13 protein-coding genes are annotated in these 18,926 nt (G+C 71.1%); 7 read left to right on the top strand and 6 right to left on the bottom strand.

What is annotated here, in order from left to right; genetic code table 11:
• Positions 1–673 precede the first annotated feature (673 nt).
• A complete protein-coding gene (locus R8Z57_RS08995) occupies positions 674–1,444 on the bottom strand; it encodes an aspartate/glutamate racemase family protein (RefSeq protein ID WP_318353411.1) in 771 nt (256 codons plus the stop codon).
• A gap of 89 nt (positions 1,445–1,533) precedes the next feature.
• On the opposite strand from R8Z57_RS08995, the gene R8Z57_RS08990 reads away from it, so the two are divergent.
• Genes R8Z57_RS08990 through R8Z57_RS08980 form a run of 3 tightly spaced genes read left to right on the top strand, consistent with a single transcriptional unit; the run spans position 1,534 to position 3,591 of the window.
• Entirely contained in the window at positions 1,534–2,007 is a 474-nt protein-coding gene (locus R8Z57_RS08990; protein WP_318353410.1) for a GNAT family N-acetyltransferase, read from the top strand.
• Between the two features lie 50 nt (positions 2,008–2,057).
• Positions 2,058–2,672 carry a sigma-70 family RNA polymerase sigma factor gene (locus tag R8Z57_RS08985; protein WP_318353409.1) on the top strand — a complete coding sequence of 205 codons (615 nt, stop codon included), beginning with the start codon at positions 2,058–2,060 and terminating at the stop codon, positions 2,670–2,672.
• Positions 2,638–3,591 (top strand): hypothetical protein, encoded by a 954-nt coding sequence (locus tag R8Z57_RS08980; protein ID WP_318353408.1) that lies wholly within the window; start codon positions 2,638–2,640, stop codon positions 3,589–3,591. The genes R8Z57_RS08985 and R8Z57_RS08980 overlap by 35 nt, the downstream gene beginning before the upstream one ends.
• Before the next feature lie 363 nt (positions 3,592–3,954).
• Here the strand turns inward: R8Z57_RS08980 and R8Z57_RS08975 are convergent, their stop codons facing one another.
• From R8Z57_RS08975 to R8Z57_RS08965, 3 genes are all read right to left on the bottom strand, one after another.
• Positions 3,955–4,464, bottom strand: a complete 510-nt coding sequence (locus tag R8Z57_RS08975) for a hypothetical protein (protein ID WP_318353407.1) — start codon at positions 4,462–4,464, stop codon at positions 3,955–3,957.
• Positions 4,464–4,598: a hypothetical protein gene (locus R8Z57_RS08970; RefSeq protein WP_318353406.1), complete on the bottom strand. Its 135-nt coding sequence runs from the start codon at positions 4,596–4,598 to the stop codon at positions 4,464–4,466. Before R8Z57_RS08970 ends, R8Z57_RS08975 begins: the two co-directional genes overlap by 1 nt.
• A 540-nt stretch (positions 4,599–5,138) precedes the next feature.
• Entirely contained in the window at positions 5,139–7,988 is a 2,850-nt protein-coding gene (locus tag R8Z57_RS08965) for a helix-turn-helix transcriptional regulator (protein ID WP_318353405.1), read from the bottom strand.
• A 73-nt stretch (positions 7,989–8,061) separates the two neighbouring features.
• On the opposite strand from R8Z57_RS08965, the gene R8Z57_RS08960 reads away from it, so the two are divergent.
• Positions 8,062–11,865 carry an AAA family ATPase gene (locus tag R8Z57_RS08960; protein ID WP_318353404.1) on the top strand — a complete coding sequence of 1,268 codons (3,804 nt, stop codon included), beginning with the start codon at positions 8,062–8,064 and terminating at the stop codon, positions 11,863–11,865.
• Positions 11,866–11,875: 10 nt separating this feature from the next.
• On the opposite strand, the gene R8Z57_RS08955 is transcribed toward R8Z57_RS08960, so the two are convergent.
• Positions 11,876–12,841, bottom strand: coding sequence for a hypothetical protein (locus R8Z57_RS08955; protein WP_318353403.1), 966 nt, complete (start codon positions 12,839–12,841; stop codon positions 11,876–11,878).
• A 211-nt stretch (positions 12,842–13,052) separates the two neighbouring features.
• Between R8Z57_RS08955 and R8Z57_RS08950 the strand changes: the two genes are divergently transcribed.
• On the top strand, positions 13,053–16,139 hold the full coding sequence (locus R8Z57_RS08950; protein ID WP_318353402.1) for an MFS transporter: 3,087 nt from the start codon (positions 13,053–13,055) through the stop codon (positions 16,137–16,139).
• Positions 16,140–16,172: 33 nt separating this feature from the next.
• On the opposite strand, the gene R8Z57_RS08945 is transcribed toward R8Z57_RS08950, so the two are convergent.
• Positions 16,173–17,096 (bottom strand): aminoglycoside phosphotransferase family protein, encoded by a 924-nt coding sequence (locus R8Z57_RS08945; RefSeq protein ID WP_318353401.1) that lies wholly within the window; start codon positions 17,094–17,096, stop codon positions 16,173–16,175.
• Between the two features lie 88 nt (positions 17,097–17,184).
• On the opposite strand from R8Z57_RS08945, the gene R8Z57_RS08940 reads away from it, so the two are divergent.
• On the top strand, positions 17,185–17,964 hold the full coding sequence (locus R8Z57_RS08940) for a DeoR/GlpR family DNA-binding transcription regulator (protein WP_318353400.1): 780 nt from the start codon (positions 17,185–17,187) through the stop codon (positions 17,962–17,964).
• A complete protein-coding gene (locus R8Z57_RS08935) occupies positions 17,961–18,902 on the top strand; it encodes a 1-phosphofructokinase family hexose kinase (RefSeq protein WP_318353399.1) in 942 nt (313 codons plus the stop codon). The genes R8Z57_RS08940 and R8Z57_RS08935 overlap by 4 nt, the downstream gene beginning before the upstream one ends.
• Positions 18,903–18,926 lie beyond the last annotated feature (24 nt).

Raw genomic sequence — 18,926 nt, 5'->3', positions numbered from 1 at the left:
GTGAGCAGCTCATCCAGGCTTCGGGAGACCGATCCGGTGACGGATGCGACACCGACCGTGTCAACGGCGTATCGGTCGGCAGTCACGTGCCCATCCTAGCTACAGCGGCGCGGTCGCCTCGGTGAACTGTGGACAACAGAACAGCCGGTCAAGTTGTGAATTAGGGCGAGCCGGCGGCCGTCGGAGCGCAACGAGACGTATGGGTTGTCAGCCCGCGCGGCTGCACATCGGGTTAGCGCTACTCGGCCGCGCCTCGGCGGCGCCAGTTGATGAGCGCGAGCACGGTGGCAGCTACTAGAAGCGCGAGCCCGAGCAGCCAGAGCCAGGCTGCAATTGCGGGCAACGCGGCTGACAAGACGATGCTGGCGCTCGCCCCCAAATCAGCGCGACCAGAGCACCTCGGTATACCGCCTCGGTGCGAGCGCGTCGTGCCACGTCAACATTCCCTTCGCCCTGCTCAGAGACTTTCGCTCGGAGGGGCGCAACAACCCCAAACGCTGTGGCCAGGAGGCAGGGTTCGGGCTCTCGCGGAGAGATTTGCGTCGGCGGCAGCGCGCGTGAGCTAGGGCGTGTCTGACATTGTCAGGCGCGCGGGCTTCTGTCTTCACGACTGGTCAAATCGGGTGCGACGCATCGACCTTGCTCTGCGTTCGGGGGACCACGAGCGAAACGATCACCGGCCGTCTGATGGTACTGGAGGGGCGGTGTGCGGTCGTTCCGGTGATGGAGCAGACTTGGGGGCGCGGGCTAGGCGTCTTGCCGCATGAGCGTGCTCGACCGTCGAGTCGATGACTGGGAGAAGATCGGCTCCGATAGCGGCGGCTCCGAAGAGCATCAGATCTGTGCAACCAAGGATGATCGCCTGTGCGTCGAGCTCTGCGAAGCGAGCGACGGCCTGATGGAGTAGGGCAAGCGCCTCGGGAGTTTGCAGGCCCCGGATCGCCTCTCGGTCAATCATCGAATCAATCTCGGCAAGTAATGGCAGGGCTGGGATTAGTGTCTCGACGCCGATTCGAGCGAGCGCTTCGTCGTATCGCCGCGATTCGGCGGTCCGGCGGGTCGACAGTAGTCCAATCCGGCTTACCCCGGCGTCCTGTGCTGCTGCGGCGGTCGCATCGAAGATGCTGAGCATAGGTGGCAGATCGCTGATTGCCGCCTCTTCCAGGATGAGGCTGCCGGTGTTGGAGGTAACGACGAGGAAGTCAGCACCGGCGGCTTGAAGCGACCGCGCGGCTTCCTCGATCAATGGCTGCGCTTCCTGTGTGCGGCCCTCGTCATCGAGCGCGAAGAACTCGTCGGTATCCAGCGTTGCGTACAACACGCGCAAACGGTTCACGAGTCCCTGGACGGTCCTGGGTTCCGGCATCTGCATGGTCCGGAGGTAGACCGCGTCGGTCGCGGGAGCAAACCCGATTACACCGGGTACCTGCTGCTGGCCGTTCATCGAGCAATCCTCACACGGGTGGAACGCACGCGAGTTCTCGCGCGGGGGTCGAATGGTTGACTTGGAGTGTGAGTCTTGCGCCGTGCCGGGTGGCCGATGTCGAGGATCTCACTGCGTTCTTGAGCGAGGTCGATCTGACGCTGAGTGGTCTGGACGCGCCGAGCGTGCGACTGTGGGTCGAGCGTGACGGGAGCGGCGAGATCATCGGCAGCACCGGGTACGAGATCAGCGGTTGCGGTCGTCATGCGCTGATCCGGAGCGTGGGGGTCAGCCTGGTGCATCGCTCCCGCGGCCGAGGTAGCGCACTCGCGAGCTTCGCGCTCGAGCGTGCGGCCAGGGAGGGGGCGGTGAGGGCATGGCTGTTCAGCCGTCGTTCGGGGCCGTTCTGGCAGAGCCTCGGGTTCCAGCCCGCTGACCGTCACGAACTCGCGGAGGCTCTAGCTGACACGCATCAGGTGCGCTTGTTCCAGCAGACTGGGCAACTGAGCCGCGAATTGGCATGGTCGCGGCCCCTCGACCTGGTCCCACAGTGTCCTGCGCTGGCTGAGACGCTCTCGACGTAGCGGCCGGTTCGCCAATCGCTCGTACCGGAAGATTGGTGTGAACCCAATCGATGGAATCGAGCAATACGGTTGTGAGCCCCGATAACGAGGTGATTGAGAGATCGGCCGGTGAGCCGGCCGTGTTCTCGACGTTGTACGACCGTCACGCGACCGCAGTGTTCCGGTACGCCGCGCAGCGCCTCGGCGACCACGCCGCGGACGACGTGATGTCGGAGACATTTCTGGTGGCTTTCGAGCGGCGCGCGGCGTACGACGCGACGGTCGTCGACGCGCGGCCGTGGCTGCTGGGGATCGCGACCCGGCTGATCCGCAAGCACGCCCGGTTGGAAGCGACGGCGTGGAAAGGGATGTCGGCCGACCTTGCTGCGCAGATCGCGCCCGACCTGATCGATCAGGCCAGCGCGCGCATCGACGCCGAACGCCTGACCCGGCGGCTCGGTAAGGCGCTGCGCCGGCTGTCGGATGCCGACCGCGACACGCTGCTGCTGTACGCGTGGGGCGACCTCGACTACGCCTCCATCGCCGCCGCGATGCAAGTACCGATCGGGACGGTGCGCTCACGACTGAACCGGGCACGGCACCAGCTGCGCCGTGCCGCGGGTATCGAAACCATCGAACAGGAGACGAATCATGGACGAGCTGACGCTGCTGCGCAGCACGCGTGACGACACCCGCGCACCCAGCCAGAGCGCGCTCACTGCGGGGCGCGCGGCGCTGATGGCACGAATCGCGGAAGAGAGGTCCGCCGCAGCGCCGACTCCCACTCGCCGACAGCGGCGATGGGTGCCGCGACTGACCTGGGCGACGGTCGGAGTCGCCGCGGCGATCACCGGTGTTCTCGTCGCAGGGAATGTCACGATGAACGCGCAGTACGCGTACGCGAGCGACGTATTGCGCACCGCAGCCGCCGAGACCATCAATTACGCAGATCTCGTACCGGGATCGGATCAGTACCTCCGCTCACGCACGCACGCCCGCTGGGGTTCGTGCGACTCAGCGGGATGCGAACCGAACGAGCAGATCCTCGATGTGTACATGCCCGCCAACCCCAAGACCGAATGGGTGCTCTACCGCGACTGGGGAAACATCACAGGCGTCAACGGCGTCTCGATCGAGACGACCCGCGCGCTCGATGGGCGGTTCTACGATCCTCAGTACTCGTGGGTGACTATCGACTTCGAGGACATCCCGCTCGACGGCGCCGAAGCCTACGAGTGGATCGACCGACAGTACTCCGGTGGGTCGATGTCTCGTGATGAGGACAACTATGTTCGGATCGCCGACATCCTCCGATCAGGGCTGGTACCAGCCCCGCAGCGCGCAGCCCTGCTGGACGCGTTGTCGAGGATCCCCGGCGTGACGGCGACGGACGACGTTGCGAACCTGGACGGCGTCACGGGCGTGGCGATCGGACGAGACGAACCACTCCGCGCGGGCGAGCGTCAGGAGATCATCATCGATCCGGAGACCGGACTGATCATCGGGGAACGTATGCTCTCAGGCGCCTCGATCTTCGGGTGGGGTCCCAATCAAGAGATGTCTCTCACCGCGATCGAGACGACCATCGTGGACACTGCGCCGTGAACCGACCGCACCTCGTGAGCCCCTCGTCGGTCAACATGCCGCCGACGTTCTCTGTCCCTGTCCCCGTGCCTCCCCCGCCCACCGCGTAGCACCGCAGCGATCGCCTGCTGATTTGAACATCTGGCGCCAGAACATTGACACCACACGGTGGACACCCGTCTGCACCGCGCCCCCTGCATGGGAGGGGCCGGTCGTGAGCCTGCCGAAAGTCGAAGCAATCTGCGAGCCATCGCGGCCGCGTCAGGACGATGACCTTGGTCTGGAGCGCGTCGCTCTATAACCGGCGGTTGATCGCTCGGCGATAGGGCGAGCGGGAGGGCCGCGAGCCCTAGAAGGCCACTGCGCGCACGCTAAGACGCCTGCTCAGCCGTTCGCCGGCGGCTTCTCGCCACGTGTGGTCGTTGGGCTCAGCACGAGGATGTCAAGCGTTTCGGCCATGCCGTCTTCGCTGGTCGCCCAGGAGATCTCGACGTACCAGCCGGGCTCGAGGCGGTACGCATCGGTCACTCCGCGTCCGACAGTGCGCTCGGCCTCCTTCTGTGACCATCCCTCGGCGATGAGGTAGTCGCCGAGAACCGTCGCGGCGTCCTCCGATGTGCCCGGCTCGCCAGTCAAGTTGCGACCATCGAGCACGCGCCAGTACGCGGGGGAATCGGACGAGTCGCCCGCCCCACTTTCCGTCTCGAATCTCACCTCAGAGGAGATGTAGGGCTCGCCGACGGTGATGCCCTCAGGCAGCTGCGCTGCGATGTCTTCGCGCAGTTGCTCGGCCTGGATCTTGTACTCGGGCAGTTTGCTTTCGACGGGCACGGCGCACCCTCCAAGGGTCAGAGCGAGTACCGCGACGGCAAGGGCGGTGAGGGAGCGGCGCATCAGTTGATTCTCACGTAGTCGGGCTGGTAGTCGTCCACGAGGTAGCCGTAAATCGGCGTGACGGTGCCGCGCGTGATGACGGACCCGTCGGGCTCAAACGACTGGGCTTCTCCTCCGGTGATGACAGCAGCCATGGCGTTGAATGCCGTTGAGCCTTGCCTGAAGACGGTGCTGTGCGAGTCGAGCCCGCCTCATCCTCGATGCCCGCCCACCAAACCGCTCGCCGGACGCGACCGAGGTGAGTTGGTTGTCGCGATCGGGTGTCTGCAGGCGGGGCCAGAAGCGGACCAGAAACCCGTCCCGCGCGCCAGATTCAGCCCGCCCGCGCCCGTGCTCGCCGGTACACTGGCTCCATGAGAACCGCGGAAACACGCGGTTTCCTGCGACAGCAGGGGAGCGGCTTCGTACCTCAGACGACCTTCAGTTGTTCTTGGTTCGAGTCCAGGTACCCCAGCCAACGAGAAGACCCCCGCTGAGCGGGGGTTTTTCGTTTCCGTCCCGCGATCGTCCCGGCAGGGTCCGGAAGTTCCGTGAACTCACGGATCTGCCGGGGATGCACGCGGTGTGACGCTGACGATGTGCGCATCGAGATCTGGGTCGACAGCAGCGATCCGCCGGCGGGTCACGTCGAGGACGACGGCGAGACGCTGCCGTTCTGCGGATGGATCGATCTCTTAGCCGTGCTGTCGCGGGTCGTCGGATCGCCGGGCGATGAAGAGGGCCAGCTCGGTGCGCGAACGCAGACCCAGCTTGCCGAGGACGTTTGACACGTGCGTCTCCACGGTGCGTCGCGACACGCTCAGCGACTGAGCGATCTCGGGATTCGTCGCGCCGGTGGCCACGTGGCGCGCGACGCGCTCCTCGGTGCGGGTCAGAGCCTCCCAGCCGTACGTGGGACGCGTGCGCGGCTGGTTGCGGATGGGGATCCCTGCGCGCCGGAAGACGGAACGCGCGCGGATGACGTCGTGATCGGCGCCCACGTCGGAGTACGAGCGCAGGGAAGCTTCTGCCAGTGCCCGGCGTTCGTCGCTCGAGGCGGGCAGGGCCTGTGCCGCCAGTTCGGCGATCCGGGCGTGATCGAGACGGCGAGGGCCGTCCGCGAGCATGAGCGTCGCCTCGACGAGGAGATCCGCTCCGCCGGTCGCGCGTCCTTCTGCGGCCAGCGCCGTGGCCCGCAGGTGCGAGACGCCGGGGTTGCGATCTGCCAGGTCCGTCAGCACGTCGACCACTTCGTGGGCCCGGTCGCGCGCGGCGGCACGTGCCGGGGGCGCGGCATCCGTCATCATCCCCGCGGCATCGACCAGATCGAGCGCCACCTCCGCGCAGTCCATCAGCATGTCGGCGTCGCGCAGCTCCTGCCAGCCCCGCGACAGCACGGCGAAGACTTCGGCGTCGCCGCGATCCGATCGGTGCGGCCGGCTCAGCCCCCGCCAGATCCAGCTCCGCCCGCGCCCGGCCCACCGCGCCCGGTCGGGGAGGGGATCGAGCAGCGCAGCCCACTCTCGCGCGGCCTCGGCGCCGTGCTGATGCGACACCACGCAGGCACGCAGGCCGTGGACCGGGCCGCTCATGCGCACGTCCATGGAGCCGACCAGGTCGCGGTGGGCGTCCAGTTCGGCGGAGATGTCGGTCAGATTGCCGAGGTGGCTGCGCACCTGCGCGCCGAACGCGTGTGCGGCGAGCACACCCGTCCGATAGCCCAGCACCTCCGACATCTGAAGTCCTCGCTGCAGGAGGTCCAGAAGGTCGGTCGTGCGGCCCGCGTCCGCCAGCGCCAGCGCCAGGAGTGCGTGCGGGAACGACTCGATCGTGGCGAACGAGGCGTATCTGTCGGCGAGCTCCGTCGCGCGCGTCAGATGGGCGATCGCGTCATCGAGGTCACCCCGCAGATCGGCGATCTGACCCCGCAGCGTGAGTGCGAGCACCTCCGCGCCGTGGTTGCCGGCCGCCGACGCCATGGCGGCCCCCTCCCCCGCGAGCCGCTCGGCTCCGCGGAGGTCGCCGAGCATGAAGCGCGGCCATCCGGCGAACGCGAGATGAGCCGCGCGATCTCCGGGTTCCAGCACCAGCGATGCGGCGTAGCGCTCCGCCTCGTCGCGTGCGGCGTGGTTGCGGTGCTCCTGCATCAGCGCGTGCGTGTAGGTGGCGGTGAGGCTCGGCAGAAGATCCGGACCCACATCGTGCTGCAGCGCACTCTCGGCGAGCGCGCTCGACTGCGCGGCTCGGCCGGCGCTGAGCGCCGCCCGCGCGAGGCCGGCGAGCGCTTGGAGGTGTGCCGGATCCCCGGGGGCGCTCGTCGCCGCGACGCGCTCCCACAGCTCCTCCGCCGTCGCGGGTGCGATCGCCGACGTGCTCTGGGCGAGGCCCAGCATCCACTCGAGGTCTTCGGGCGACGCCGGGGCCTGCAGCAGGTGAGCGGCGACCGTGGCCGGCGCCACGTGCGCCGATTCCAGCCGGATCGCGATCTCGCGGTGCAGCTCGCCCCGCACCGCCGCAGGAAGGTCGTGCAGCAGCACCGCCTGGATGAGCTCGTGACGGAACCCGAGGATGCCGGGCTCGGCCTCCTCGAGGAAGCCTGCGGCGAACGATTCGCGCAGAAGCGGCACCAGCGCGCTCATGGGCTGATCGGCGACCATCCGCAGCTGAGCCACGTCGAAGCGCGTCCCCAGCAGCGCAGCGGTGGTCAGCAGCTCTCTGGTCGGAGTGCTCAGGTGGCTGAGGTGACGCATCATGACCATGCCGAGCGACGGGGAGGGCCCGGCGGGCGCGTCCAGGAGGGCTTCGCCGTCGGCGCTGATGCTGACCGCGCCGTCGCGCTGCAGCGCGCGGATCATCTCGGTGAGGAACAGCGGGTTCCCACCCGCTGCTCCGACGTATCGCTCGAGCACCGCGCCGACCCGGCCCCCGGTCATCCGCTCCGTGATAGTGAGGCATGTCCGCGGGGGCAGGGGGCCGAGCTCCACGGCGACCAATCTGCCGCGCTCGCTCAGTACGCTCAGCAGATGATCGAGTTCGGCGGAGGCGTCGTGGGACGCCTGCGTGCGCATCGAACCGAGGATCACGAGCGGCAGCTGCTCGAGCGTGCGGCTGAGGCGTGCGAGCAGACCGAGGGATGCGGCATCCGCCCACTGCAGGTCTTCGAGCACGATCACGGTCGGCTCCGCCGCCGCGACATCGATCACCGACAGGAGCCTCTCGCCGATGGCGTGCTCGTTCTGGCGGGCGGCGAGGCGGCGGTCATCGTCGCCGAGCAGCGGCGCGAGCGCCTCGAGCAGCAGCCCGTGCGACCTGCGCCGGTTCATCTCGTCGGCCGCGGCGCGGAGCACGGTCCGGTCGGCCGGGAGCTGTGCGACGGCCGCCGCCAGCAGCGTGGTCTTGCCGATCCCGCCCTCGCCCAGCACCAAGAAGAACCGGCCCGAGTCCGCCGCGCGGGCTTCCGCCAACCGCGCGAGCTCGAGGTCACGGCCGAGGAACACGCTGTGCCGCGCGGGCGTCACAGCGGCGTGGCGCGTCGTCGTATGCATGCCTTCGTCCCCTTGTCGCCCCCACAGCGACCCCCCGTGACTCTTGCGCAGAGTCTAGAGCGCGGGAGGCGCGGTGTCTCGTGATCCCGCGGCGCCGTACGCGTCACGACTCGTCGAGGACTGGCTGACCGCGGCGCCCGCCGAGCGACACCGGCGATTGCCGGGCACGATGGTCTTCGCCGACATCTCCGGGTTCACCCGGCTCACCGAGCGCCTCGCCCGACAGGGCAGGATCGGCGCGGAGCTGCTCAGCGACACACTCGACGAGACGTTCGCCGCGCTGCTCGAACCGGCCTTCGCCGACGGTGCGGACCTGCTCAAGTGGGGCGGGGACGCGGTGCTCCTCTTCTTCCGAGGCGAGAACCACACCGTACGCGCCGCACACGCGGCGCACCGGATGCGCGCGGCCCTCCGAGACCTCGTGCGAACCCGTCGCACGGGCATGCCGACGACCGCTGCGCTGCGCATGTCGATCGGCATCCACACCGCCGACGTCGACTCGGACGTGCTCGATGACGCGGGGTTCGACTTCTTCTTCGTGGGCGATCCCGCCAGCCACCGCGAGCTGATCGTCGCCGGGCCCGGGATCAGCCGCCTTGCGCGTGTCGAGCAGGCGTGCACCGCGGGACAGATCCTGCTGAGCACCGCGGCCGCCGCGAGGCTGCCTAGAGGTCTCTGCGGTCCCGCGGTGGATATCGGCGGTCAGGCCGCCTGCGCGCTGCGCACGAGTCCCCGGGTGGATGCCTCGCCCGCACCTGCAACGCAGCCCACGGGTGGATCGGCGGTGGACCTCGCCGGCACCCTGCCCCCCGGCATCCGCGAGCACCTCCGCGCCGGCGGAGCGGAACCCGGTCACCGGCCGGTGGCGATCGGATTCGTCCAGATCACCGGCGTGGACGCGCTGCTGCGTGACCGGGACGACGGCGGTGCTGCGGCGACGGCGGCGGTCGAGGCGGCCGTCATCGCCGTGCAGCGGGCGTGCCTGCGGCACGGCGCGACGTTCTTCGAATCCGACATCGCGGTGGACGGGGCGAAGGTCATGCTCACGGCGGGCGCCCCGCGCAGCGCGGGCCGGGACGCGGAGCGGATGCTGCGGACCGCCCGTGAGATCGCGGACTTCCGAGGGACGCTCGGCATCCGCGTCGGAGTGAATGCCGGTCACGTGTTCGCGGGGGAGATCGGTCCCGCATCACGACGCACCTACTCGATCAAGGGTGATGCGGTGAACCTCGCCGCGCGCCTGCTCGGTCGCGCCGAGGACGGTCAGCTGGTGGCGACCGAGAGGGCGATGGCCGGCGCGCACCGTGCGTTCGAGGCCGAGCAGCTGGCGCCGTTCGCGGTGAAAGGCAAACGGGAGCCGGTGCACGCGGTCGTGGTGGCCCGCGCGCGGAGCGGGCGCGACGACGCCGCGCCGCGATTCGTCGGCAGGGAGGCGGAGTCGGCGACGCTCGCGGCCGCGATGGCGTCGGTGGCGGCGGGCCGCGGATCGGTCGTGGACGTGGTGGGGGAGGCCGGCATCGGCAAATCGCGGCTCGTCGCAGAGATGGCCACGCCGGAGCGGATGCGCGCGGTGACGGTGTCCGCGAGCACGTACCAGACGGCCAGCCCCTACGCGACGGTGGGGATGCTCGTGCGCCAAATCGTCGGGATCAGCCTGCACGAGCTGCCCGACGCGGCCGGCGCGCTCCTCACCGCGACGGTGCGGGACGACGCCCCGGAGCTGCTTCCCTGGCTGCCGCTGCTGGCGGCCGTGGTGGATGCGGATGTCCCGTCGACGCGCGAGGTCGACGAGCTGGATCCGCGATTCCGCCGCGGCCGCATCGAAGCGGTGACGACCGACCTCCTCGCGGCGCTCCTGCGCACGCCGTTGCTGCTGGTCGTCGAAGACGCCCACCTCATGGACGAGGCCTCGGCCGCCCTCCTGGAGCATCTCGAGAGCGTGGTGCCGCGGCATCCTTGGGTCCTCGTGATCACGCGACGCGACGTCGCCTCGGGATACGTGCCCGCCCTCCGGGGCGACGGCGACGTCCGGATCGCGCTCGCCGGAATCGCGCCGGATGCTGCGCGGGAACTGCTCGAGTCAGCCAGCGGTGCGTCCCCGCCGAGTCGTCACACGCTCGCCGCGATGGCGGACCGGGCCCAGGGCAATCCGCTGTTCCTCGCGTCGCTGGCCGGGAGCGCGCGGGGTGCGGCGCTGCAGGGCGGTCTCCCTGATTCGGTCGAGGCCCTCCTGCTCGTCGACATCGATCGTCTTCCGCCGGCCGATCGCACCCTGCTGCGGCTCGCCGCCGTGCTGGGCCCGCGGTTCGAGGCCGAGACGCTGGCGATGGTCGGGGCCGGCTCGGTCAGTCCGCAGGACATCGCGGTGCGCCTGCAGGAGTTCGTGCGCGTGGGCGAGGGCGGCGAGCTCGAGTTCCACCACGCCATGGTGCGCGATGTCGCCTACGCGGGGCTGCCTTTCCGGATGCGCAGGAGCATGCACGAACGCGTGGCGATGGCTCTCCAGAGCTCGGGCGACCGCTCCGCCCGGCCCGACCTGCTGAGCCTGCACTTCCACGCCGCGGGCCTCCACGAGCAGGCGTGGTCCGCCTCCGTGCAGGCCGCTGAAGACGCCCGGGCGAAGTACGCCTACGCCCAGGCGGCGGTGTTCTTCGCGCGGGCCCTCGACAGCGCCGCACACCTGTCGCCTGCTCCGGCCGGGCGCTCGGAGGCGGCGATCGCGCTCGGCGATTGCCTCGACGTGGCGGGCGACGCCACGGGCGCCCTCGCCGCGCTGCGCCGGGCGCGCCGCGACCTGCGCGACGACGCGGTGGCCACGGCCGACGTGATGCACAAGGAAGCGCGGATCGTGCTGCGGCTCGGTCGCTACCGCGCGGCGCTCTCGCAGCTGACGCGGGCGCTGCGGGTGCTCGACGGCGTCGACGGTCCCGCCGCCCACGGCGTGCGCGCGCGGATCGCGACCTGGTACGGGTTCTGCCTGCACCTGCAGCATCGCAACGACGCCGCCGTGCGGTGGGGACTCCGCAGTGTGGCCTCGGCAGAGGCCTCGGGGGATCGGGAGGTCCTGGCCAACGCGTGCAACGCACTGCATCTCTCCTACGGCGCCTCGAGCGTCGACGAGGACCGGCCGTACGGCCGGATCGCGCTGGACCTGTACGAGCAGCTCGACGATCTCAGTGGTCAGGCGCTCACCCTGAACAACCTCGCGATCGACGCCTACAACGAGGGGCGGTGGAACGAGGCGATCGACGCGTTCGGCCGCGCCGCCGCGAGCTTCCACCGCCTCGGCGACGAGGCGAACGAGGCCACGGCGCTGTACAACAGGGCCGACGTGCTCGTCGCGCAGCGCCGCCACGGCGAGGCACTGCCGGAGCTGGCCGCGGCGCTCCGGCTCGCCCGCCGGGTGGACGACGAGGAGCTGGTGGGGCTCGCCCTGCGCGAGCAGGCGCGGGCCCGGTCCGGCACCGGCGATCACGCGCACGCCTGGACGATGTTCGCCGAGGCCAGAGCCGTGCTCGCGGGGCTCGACCTCGCGACGGAGGTCGCCCTGCTGGATGCCGCTCATGCGGAGTCGCTCGGTGCCGCGGGCCGGCTCCAGGAGGCCCTCGAGCTCCTGGAGTCGGCGATCGGGGTGGCGGAGGCGAAGGCAACGGAGTCGCTGGCCCGCCTGCACCGGATCCGCGCCCACACACTGATCGCCCAGGGCGACGCCGACGCCGCCTCAGCGGCCGCCCACCGCGGGCTTGCGCAGGCCACCGGAACCTACGGCGGCTACGAGCCGGCGCTCCTGCGCCTGGCACTCGCCGAGGTCACCGACGACGTCGAGCTGCGGGAGGCGTCCCGACGGGTCCTCGACTCGCTCGGCGTCGTCGGGTGAGCCGGTCCGCCTACTTGATGGTGCCTCGGACGTCGTTGAGGAACAGCACCACCAGGTGGAGGTCTCCGGCGTTGTCACGGGTGCTCGCGACGGTGTCGGTGCAGAACTCCTGGTCCGCGCCGATGACACCCTTCGCGGGACAGGCGGGCGTGGTCGCCAGCGCCCCCGTCGCCGACTGGGACCACAGCGCGCGGAACTGCGATGCGCCGCCCTGGCCGCAGACCGTCTTGTCGCACACGATCGTCATGCGTGCGGGGGCGGTGCGGGTGTAGAGGCCGGTCATGTCGGCGAGGAACTGGGTGACCAGGGCGCCGGGGCGGCAGCTCTGACCCGCGGGGCAGACTCCGAGTGAGAGCGCCACCGTTCCGTTCGCGCCGCTGGGAAGCGCCAGCACACCGCACATCGGGTGCGACGCATCGACGGTCGCGCACCCGCTGCCGTCGGCGCCCGCGACTCCCTGCGTGAGGGCTGCCGACTGACCGTCCAGCAGGTTCAGGGCGAGATCGACGGGGAAGGATGCCGCCACCGCGGTGAGAACGGACTTCTTGTTCACCGTCTGCACCGAGACCTGCAGCGCGGCCGTCGCCCCGGAGTAGGACGTGCGAATCGTCGCGGTGGAGGATCCCGCCGGGATCGTCGCCTCGACGACCGCGAGCCGGCCCGGGCCGGGGGCGCTGAGAGTCACTCCGGTGGGGGTGGGGTAGGTGGCGGGGGCTGTGCCGTTCCACAGCGACACCTCTACCTCGAACGGCGTTCCGACGGCGGCGAGGACGGCGGGCAGCGAGGCCGCGGGCACACCGCTCAGCTGCGCCGCGATGCCTGGATCGGTGCGGACGGTCACGCTGATCGAGGTGGGCTTCGTCGTGGGCGCCGCGACGGCCGGCCCTGCGACACCCAGCGGTGCCAGCAGCGCCAATACTCCCAGGGCCACGGCGAGGACGACGCGGCGAGCGGCACGGAACGGCTGAGATGACATGGCACGGCTCCTCGACGGATCAGGTCTTCCCAGCCTCGCGGGCGCACGCGCAGAAAAGATCCGTGAGATCACTGAGGTTTCGGCGTGCGCGCTCGCGCATCCTGGCGACATGGCGATCGAGTCTCGTGCGGACACCGGCTCCCGAACGCACGAGGACGCATCGCGCCCGGCGGCGGGGCGCAGCCGGATCCCTGGACGAACGGTGCTGCTCGTGGCCTCTTTCGGGGCGCTGCTGGCGTTCCTGGACGCGACGATCGTGAACATCGCCTTCCCGAGCATGCGGGAGGACTTCCCCGACGAGTCGATCGGCACCATCTCGTGGGTGCTCAACGCCTACAACATCGTGTTCGCCTCGTTCATGATCGTTTTCGGGCGGCTCAGCGACGTGATGGGCCGTCGCCGGCTGTATCTCGTCGGGGTGGGACTGTTCACCCTGGCCTCGCTGGCGTGCGCGGCGGCGCCGACGGTGGAAGTGCTGGTGCTCGCCCGGGTGGTGCAGGCGCTCGGCGCCGCGATGCTCGTGCCCGCCTCGCTGGCCGTGGTGATCGACGGGGCACCGGCCGGAAAGCGTGCGCGGGCGGTCGGGCTGTGGGCAGCCGCCGCGGCGGTCGCCGCCGGTCTCGGACCGCCCATCGGCGGCATGCTCGTGGAAGCGGGCGGCTGGCGGTGGGCGTTCTGGATCAATCTTCCCCTCGGCATCCTCGCCTGGTGGCTCGGCCGCGGCCTCCTCGTCAACAGCCGTGCACCCGGTCGCCGCCGCATGCCCGACCTTCGCGGCGCCGTCCTCCTGGCCGGCGCGCTCGGACTGACGACGCTCGCGATCATCAAGGGCTCCGAGTGGGGCGCGTCCAGCGTCGGACTGTGGCTCGTCGTCGCGGGGGCGGTCGTGCTCTTCGCGGCGTTCGTCGCCAGTTCGATGCGGCATCCCGTTCCGGTCCTGGATCTGGCGATGATGCGCAACCGGCCGTTCCTCGTGGCCAACATCGTGACGCTCGTCGCCGGCGTCGGCTTCTTCGCCTACATGCTCACCAACGTGCTGTGGCTGCAGTACGTGTGGCAGTACTCCGTGCTGGATGCCGGACTCGCACTCGTGCCCGGCGCCATCGTCGCCGCGATCACGGCGGGGCTGCTCGAACCGGTCGCGGCGCGCTTCGGGTACCGGTGGATCATCGCCGCGGGCTTCGTCGTGTGGGCCCTGGGATACGTGTGGTACCTCACCGTCGTGGAGGTCACGCCCGACTTCTGGCTGCAGTGGCTTCCCGGCCAGATCATCAGCGGCGTCGGGGTGGGCGCGACCCTGCCGCTGCTGGCGGCGTCCACGCTCGCCACGCAGCCGGGCGGACGCTACGCGACGGCCTCCGCGGTCATCTCCAGCGCACGGCAGATCGGCGGCACCATCGGGGTCGCGCTGCTGGTGGTGATCCTGGGCACGCCGACCGCCCTGACGGTCGTGGACGATCTGCGCGACGGATGGAAGCTGTGCATCGCGTCCTTCGTGGCGGGCGCGGTGATCACGCTGTTCATGGGTCGCGTGCGTCCTCCCGCGGTCGAGGCGGGCGCCGAGCCGATCGATCCCTCGCGGCTGCACCAGCCGGACGCGGGGCGATCGGTGCTGATGCGTCGCACGCTGCCGCCGGTCGAAGAGTCGCTGTTCGCGCGGCTTCCGCCCGCTGTCCGCGAGCGCATCGAGCAGACCGCTCCCCACCGGACGGTGCCGGCGGGAGACTGGCTGCTGCAGGAGGGCGATCCGGCATCGTCGATGTTCGTGCTCCTCGCCGGTCGTGCCGAGGTGGTGATCGGCGGCCGGGTCGTGCGCGAGCTCGGACCGGGTGCGGTGATCGGCGAGCTCGCCCTGCTCACCGGCGGGGTGCGGTCGGCCTCCATCCGCGCCCGTCGCGACTGCCGCGTGCTCGAGGTGCCGCGGACGGTGCTCGATGACGCGATCGGGCAGGACCCGGCGGCGCTCTCGGCGCTGGTCACGGCCCTGGCCCACCAGCTCGCCGACGCCAGTCCGCCCACCGCGCCGCGGGCCTCCCGCCCGAGCCTGGTCGCCGTCGTCGGCACGGCCGCGAGCGCGCCGGCTCGAGAGGTCGCGACCGTGCTGCAGCGGGGGCTGTCGGCTCATCTCCGCGTCGCCGCCATCGACGAGCCGCGCACCCCCGACGAGATCGACCGCGCCGAGCGCGAGCACCAGCTGGTGCTGCTCGTCGCCGCCGGAGACGACGAGGAGTGGGCCGCGCGCTGCGCCCGGGAAGCCGACACGGTCGTGCTGGTCGCCGCCGCCGAGGACCCGCCGGACAGCGCTCCGCGCTCGCCCGCTCGCCCCGAGCTCGTCCTCGTGGCCGCGGCGGCGTCCGGCGCCGCGCGCGCCACGCGACAGGAGTGGCTCGACGCCGTCGACCCGTGGCGCTTCAGCGAGGTCACGAGGGCCGATCTCGCCGGCGGGTCTGTTCCGACCGGGATGCGGGGGCTCGTCGACCGGCTCGCCGGCCGTTCCCTCGCCCTCGTCTGCGGCGGGGGAGGAGCGCGGGCGCTGACCCACATCGGGATATTGCTCGAGCTCGAAGCGGCCGGCATCCACGTCGATCGCGTCGCCGGCACCAGCATGGGCGCCGTCATCGGCGGCCTCTACGCCACGGGCGTCAGCGCCGCCGAAGTCGGCGACGCGGCGTACCGCGAGTTCGTGCGGCACGACGTCTTCGGCGACTACGGGCTGCCGCGCACCTCGCTGATCCGCGGCAGGCGCGTCCAGCGCTCGCTCGCCAGGAGCTACGGCGACTGGCGGATCGAGGAGCTTCCGCGCGGGTTCCGCTGCGTCAGCACGGATCTCGTCACGCGCTCCGCCGTGGTGCACCGCTCGGGCCCCCTGGTGGACGCGATGCGGGCCACCTCGCGGATCCCGGTGGTCTTCACGCCGATCGTCAGCGAGGGACGCCTGCTCATCGACGGGAGCGTGCTCGACAACCTCCCGGTCGACACCGTGACCGAGCGCGCGGAGGGGCCGATCATCGCCGTGAACATCTCGGCCGGCAGCCGCAGGCCGCCTGCCGCACCGGGACAGCCGCCGCCTCCGGTGCGCATCCCGCCGCTCGGCGAGACGATGATGCGCACGTTCATGATCAACGGCGGAGATGCCGCGGGCGCGCAGCGCCTCGGCGCCTGGGTCGTCACGCCGCACTCGATGGGCGTGGGCTTCCTGGAGTTCCACCAGTTCGACCGGCTCGTCGAGTCCGGGCGCGCCGCGGCCCGGACGCTCCTGGAGCAGACCGGCGGAGACTTCTCCGCCGCGAACCGGTAGACGATCGCAGCACCCGGCGTCCGATGCCCGGCGTCACGCCCGCGTGTCGGAGCGCACCTCGGCCGCGGCATCCCGTCCCAACGCGAAGTAGTCGGGGTTGTCGTCGCTGTGGGCCAGCAGCATGAGCGCGACGGCGGCCGCCCACGCGCGGGCGCGCACCCAGACGTCGTCGTCGTACCCGGTGGCGGCCTCGATGAACCGGCGGCGGCCCGCGGCGTCGAAGGCGAGCCAGGCGACGGCGAGGTCGTAGGCGGGGTCTCCGGCGGTCACGTCGCCGAAGTCGATGACCCCCGCGAGCGTGCCATCGCGGGCGACGAGGTTGCCCGGATGCAGGTCGCCGTGGATCCAGACCGGCGGCGCCTGCCAGGGGGTGGCAGCGACACCGGCTCGCCAGACGCCGAGGAGGGCGGTGAGGGATGCTGCGTCCAGCGTGCCGCGGCTCCGCAGGTCGCGGGCGCGGCCCTCGACCGCGTCGGTGCGCGTGGACAGCGGGTTGCCGCGGAAGGGGTTCAGGGGATGGTCGGCGGGCGCCGGGGTGTGCAGCCTCCCGAGCACCTGCGCGAGCAAGGGGGCCCACGACGTCCGATGGGCGACGTCCACGTCGAGCGCGCGTTCGCCGTGGATCCACGGCACCACCGACCACGCCCACGGATATCCGTCGCCGGCGACGCCGTGCACCACTGGGGCCGGCACGCGCACGCCCAGCGGGGTCAGGCGCGCGGCGATGCCCGCGAGCACCGCCTGCTCGTGCCGCACCAGCGGCGCCGCCAGGGCGCGCCGCGGAAGCCGCACGGCGTAGTCGTCGCCCAGTCGCCACACCTCGCTGTCCCAGCCCTCCGCGACCTTCGCCAGAGCCATGGCCTGGGCACCGGGGATCGGTCCCTCCGCCTGCGCGGCCAGCAGCCGGCGGATCAGCGGGGCGTCGATGGCGACCTCGGCGCTGGGCTTGTCTGGCACGGTCCGAAGATACTCGCGTGTCGGTTGGATGCTTGTGTTCATGTTGGAATGTGTTGTATTGTGTGTGAATCCGATGAAGGGTGTCCACATGTACGCGACGGAGCGACACGACCAGATCGAGCTCCTCCTGGCCTCACAGGGCCGTGTCAGCGTCGTCGAGCTGGCCGACCGCTTCGAGGTCACCACGGAGACCATCCGCCGCGACCTCGATCAGCTCGAGACCCGCGGCGCGCTGCGCAGGGTTCACGGCGGAGCGGTGACGCGTGAGCGTGCCAGCACCCGCGAGCCGTCGCTGGCCGAGCGCCTCGAGCACCACGGCGGTGCCAAGACCGCGATCGGTCACCGGGCCCTGGACGCCCTCGGCGCCGACTTCAGCGGATCCCTCTTCCTCGACGCCGGCACGACGACCGGCGCCGTCGCCGCGGCACTGACCCCTCGCCTCGCCGGCGCGCGCATCGAGGTCGTCACCCACTCACTGACGCTCGGCTACTCGCTGGCGGGGGTGCCCGGGGCTTCGCTCTCTCTGATCGGCGGCCGGATCCGCGGACTGACGGCCGCCGCCGTCGGCGCCGACACCGTCCGCGCGATCGGCGCGCTGCGGCCCGACGTCGCGTTCGTCGGAACCAACGGCGTGTCGGCCGGGTTCGGCCTCAGCACCCCCGACCCCGACGAGGCCGCGGTCAAGCGCGCGATCGTCGAGTCCGCGCGCCGCGTGATCGTGGTCGCCGACGCCGAGAAGCTCGGAGCCGAACTCCTGGTCGGGTTCGCGCCGCTGTCCGATATCGACGTGCTGGTGACGGATGCCCCGCCCGACGCCGAACTCGCCGCCGCCCTCTCGGAGGCCGATGTGGAGGTCTGGCTCGCATGATCGTCACGCTCACCGCCAATCCGTCGCTGGACCGCACCGTGATGCTCCCGGCCGCGCTGCAGGTCGGCGACGTCCAGTCCGCGGCCTCGGCCCGCGAGGACGCGGGCGGCAAGGGGATCAACGTCGCGCGCGCGATCACGGCCGCGGGGGAGGAGTGCACTGCGGTGCTGCCCCTGGCCATCGGCGACCCGTTCGCCGCCGCGCTGCGCGAGGCCGCCCTGCACACGCACCGGGTCGCCGTCGCCGGTCACGTCCGCGCCAACCTCGCGATCACCGACCCCGCCGGCGTCACCACGAAGCTCAACCTGCCGGGTGCCGAGCTGTCGGCCGACGAAGTCGGCGCTGTCATCGACGCGGTGGTCGCGGCATCCGCCGGCGCCCGCTGGCTCGTGCTCGCCGGCTCGCTGCCGCCCGGCGCGGGGGACGACTTCTACGTCAGGGCGATGCGCGCCGTGCGCACCGCGCACGGCGACGCCGCCCCGCTCATCGCCGTCGACACGTCGGGTCCCGCGCTCACCGCCGTGGTCGCCGACGGCAGGCCCGACCTCATCAAGCCGAACGACGACGAGCTCTCGGAGCTCGCCGGCACGACCATCGAGCACGCCGATGCCGGCGCGATCGCCGACATCGCCCGCTCGATCGTGCCGGCGCGGGCGGGTGCCGCCCTCGTCACGCTCGGCGCGCGCGGCGCCCTCCTCGTCGAGGGGGGTGGCGCCTGGGCGGCGAGTCCGCCGCCCATCCAGGTGGTCAGCACAGTCGGCGCGGGCGACAGCTCGCTCGCCGGCTACGTCCTCGCCGCCACCCGCGGTGCCGGCCCGGACGAACGGCTGCGCCTGGCCGTGCGCTACGGGGCGGCCGCGGCATCCCTTCCCGGCACACAGGCGCCCGCCCCGGCGGATCTGCCTACCGGCGACGTGCCGGTCACCCGTCTCGCCTAACCATCCACTCACGACCCAGGAGGT

Source organism: Microbacterium sp. M3 (genome assembly GCF_033548675.1).
GTDB classification, from domain to species: domain Bacteria; phylum Actinomycetota; class Actinomycetes; order Actinomycetales; family Microbacteriaceae; genus Microbacterium; species Microbacterium arthrosphaerae.
This window is presented reverse-complemented; position numbering and strand designations above follow the sequence as displayed.